This is a genomic window from Candidatus Protofrankia californiensis (genome assembly GCF_900634765.1).
Classification (GTDB): Bacteria; Actinomycetota; Actinomycetes; order Frankiales; family Frankiaceae; genus Protofrankia; species Protofrankia californiensis.
The window spans coordinates 2,533-5,659 of the sequence record NZ_CAAAFT010000471.1 but is presented as its reverse complement, the minus strand read 5'-3'; the positions used below and the strand labels follow the sequence as shown (position 1 = coordinate 5,659).

The window sequence follows — 3,127 nt, the reverse complement described above, 5'->3', positions numbered from 1 at the left end:
GACGCGTCCCTGCGGGCTGCCGCCGGCTGCCGCGGCCCGGGTCGCGGCAGCGGCTGCGATCTGCGAAAGGTCCACCGTCTGCGCGTTCGCCACCGCGAGGTCGTCTGCGGCGTCGTCCCGGCCGGTGTCCGCGCCACGATGAACCGCGGCCGGGTCGGACAGCCGGAACGGTTCGCTACCGGACGCCCAGGGCCCGGCCACACCGCCGACGGCGCCAACACCGGGGCCGGATGCCCGATGGCCGTACCGAACGGCCCGCTCGGCAGCGATCCGCCGGTCCAGCGCGAAGCGGGAGGCACGCAGCCGCCGGTCGGCCTGAGCCACCCTGCGCAGGTGCACCGCATAGCCGACAAGGCTGGCGTCCGCCAGCCCCTGGACGAGGAGCCACACTCCTCCCAATAGTCCGGCGAGCAGCGCGGTTACCGGAACCGCGGCCAGCAGGACGAACAGTCGCCGCCGGCGTAGCCGGATCAGGGCCCGCCGGTCGGCGTTCGTGCCACTGGCGGCCGGCGGACGGGCCGTGGGAGCCGGGGAACGAGCCACGGGAACACCACGCCACCCGCCGCCGACGGTCTTGCCGGACCCGTGCACCGTCTCCGCCGACGTGGGGGGGCGGGTCAGCCCGGACGTCCGGATCGGCTCGCCTTCACCCGGGCCAGAAGAAGCAACCGGTCGCATCGCGAACTCCCTGTCCAGCCGCGACGCCCCTCGGCGTGACAGGACTCGCATCGCCGTAGTGAAACGTTCCGCCGATCGCTGTTCCAGCGTGCTGTCATGATGCCTCACCCACATCGGGATAAGCACGAACCCCCAGACCGCGACGATCGCGAGCCAGATGAGCGCGCTCATGACCGCGTGTTTGGAAGGCGGCACCGAACCGCGAACCGCGAACCGCCCGTACGAGCCTCAGGCGGCGCAGACTGCCGCACGGGCGAGTTGACCATGGACGGTGGCCTTCCTGCCGACTCGGATATCGAAGATGACATTGGCGAGCCCGGACCTCGCATGTCGACTGGGCCGAAATACGAGGGACTCCGGCGGCTCGATCATGGGGCGTTCGCACCGCCGAGAGGATAGGGACGTCGCAGCTTGCGACACCCCTATCCCCAGGCGCTTCGAGGAACGCTAGTGAGGGAATACCGTCCGGTCACCGACCCGAAGAGCGCGTGTCGCAGCATCACGATCCACATCACGTTCACGCTTAGTAACTGAATCGACGTAGAAAAAAACCAGCCGGACCGATCAACATCACGAAACGGCGACTCCTGCACCACAAAAGGATCTTAACGGACAGACAAACCATGACAACAGTCCCAGCATGTGGCCGGCATCACATCTAAAAGTAGATGCTTGACTACTCTCCGTTAAGGCAGAGTGAGCGCAGTTGATCTCATCTATGTGGAGCGCGGACGCTGTGCCAGCGGTTCAGCAACCCTTCCGGGGCGTCCTCCACGGTAAGGGCGTAGCTGATGTGGTCCCGGTAAGCCCCACCGATCGCCAGATAGCGCCGGTGGAACCCCTCCTCTCGGAACCCCAGCTTTTCCACCACCCGCCGGCTCGCGGTGTTCTCCGGACGGACGTGCGCCTCCACCCGGTGGAGCGCCACGGCGGTGAAAGAGTGATCCACCACCAGCGCCAATGCGGTGGGGGTTATCCCGCGGCCGGCATACATACGGTCAACCCAATAGCCGACATGGCCACTGTTCAGTGCGCCACGGACGATCGTGGAGACAGTGATCTGCCCTACCAGCCGCCCCTCGAACGTCACGGCAAATGGCAGAGCCTGGCCAAGACGCGCATGCCGGCGCAGCCGCCGCACCATCTGGGTGTACACCCCGATGGTCTGACGCTGCGCCCACGCATCCTCGGTGACGGGCAGCGCCTTCGGCGTCGCCTCCCACGGCGCGAGCCAGTCACCGTTACGCACCCGAAGATCGACCCAGGTGACGGCCTCGCGCAGCCGCAGAGGACGCACGCCCACCGGCCCGTCCGTAAGACTCACCGGCCACCCAGGTGCCTTCATCCCATCTTCCTCGGCCCTCGGCCGCCATCCTCCGCGCCACCAGTACCGTGCGCGCCACCAGCGCCTCCGCTGTGCGCGCCGCCACCGTGAGCGCGATCGGCGATGACCCGACCGGGAGGACCGACATGATCGTGATCGTCGTCGCGGAAGTCGGTGCGACCGTGATCCCCGCCGCCCCTTATCTGCGCGACGGCGTGCCCGACCACTCCGGCAAGCACGGTCACGCCGTCGGCGACGCCACCGGTGGAGCCAGGCAGGTTCACCACCAGCGTCCCGCCCCGCACGCCGGCGATCCCGCGGGAGAGAACCGCTGTCGGGACCTTCGCCCGGCCGGCCGCCCGCAGAGCCTCGGCAAGTCCGGGCACCTCGCGGTCGATCACCAGCCGGGTCGCCTCCGGCGTGACGTCCCTGGGCGCGAGGCCGGTACCGCCAGTGGTGACGACCAGATGGACCCCAGCGCTCACCGCCGCCTTCAGCGCGGTCACGATCGCATCGGACTCGTCCGGGACGACGACCACGTCGTCGACGACGAATCCGATCCGGCCGAGCGCCCCGGCGGCCAGCGGCCCGGAACTGTCGGCGTACCCGCCGGCGTACACGCGGTCCGAAACAGTGATCACCCGAGCGCGGGCTCCAGCCGGCACGCCCGGCGACCCGATGGGTACTCCCGGCGACCCGGCTGGTGTCGTCGGTACATGGCTCACCGTGACGCTCCCGTGTCCGTCGAGGCGGGAGCCGCGTGGCGCTGCCAGTCACCCGAACGTCCACCGGTCTTCGCGAGCAGCCGGACATCGGTGAGCGTCGCGGTCGGATCGACCGCCTTGACCATGTCGTGCAATGCGAGCCCCGCCACCGCGACCGCGGTCAACGCCTCCATCTCCACGCCGGTGCGGTCCGTCGTCCGGGTGGTCGCGGTGATCTCAATTCCATGATCGTGAACATCGACGTCGACCCGGACCCCCGACAGCGCGATCGGATGGCACAGCGGGATGAGCTCGGACGTGCGCTTGGCGCCCATGATGCCCGCCACCCTGGCCACCCCGAGAGCATCCCCCTTGGGCATGCCGGCGCCGCGGAGCAGGTCGATGACGGCAGGGGTCACCC

The 3,127-nt window shown here is 69.1% G+C and carries 3 protein-coding genes and 1 pseudogene; all 4 read right to left on the bottom strand.

Going from position 1 to position 3,127, the window contains the following annotated elements; genetic code table 11:
* A pseudogene (locus DD1DGNOD_RS24255) lies at positions 1-849 on the bottom strand (hypothetical protein); the annotation flags it as partial.
* A 541-nt stretch (positions 850-1,390) separates the two neighbouring features.
* Complete coding sequence (locus tag DD1DGNOD_RS24250; RefSeq protein ID WP_131764651.1) at positions 1,391-2,023, bottom strand: GNAT family N-acetyltransferase; 633 nt, start codon at positions 2,021-2,023, stop codon at positions 1,391-1,393.
* Complete coding sequence (locus DD1DGNOD_RS24245) at positions 2,020-2,682, bottom strand: MogA/MoaB family molybdenum cofactor biosynthesis protein (RefSeq protein ID WP_131764750.1); 663 nt, start codon at positions 2,680-2,682, stop codon at positions 2,020-2,022. The genes DD1DGNOD_RS24250 and DD1DGNOD_RS24245 overlap by 4 nt, the downstream gene beginning before the upstream one ends.
* 41 nt (positions 2,683-2,723) lie before the next feature.
* Positions 2,724-3,127 (bottom strand): cyclic pyranopterin monophosphate synthase MoaC (moaC, locus tag DD1DGNOD_RS27495; protein ID WP_165037012.1); only part of this gene is annotated, 404 nt, incomplete at its 5' end.

Coding starts and splice junctions, on each gene's coding strand:
- DD1DGNOD_RS24250 (WP_131764651.1), bottom strand. CDS start 2,023: ATGAAGGCACCTGGGTGGCCGGTGAGTCTTACGGACGGGCCGGTGGGC.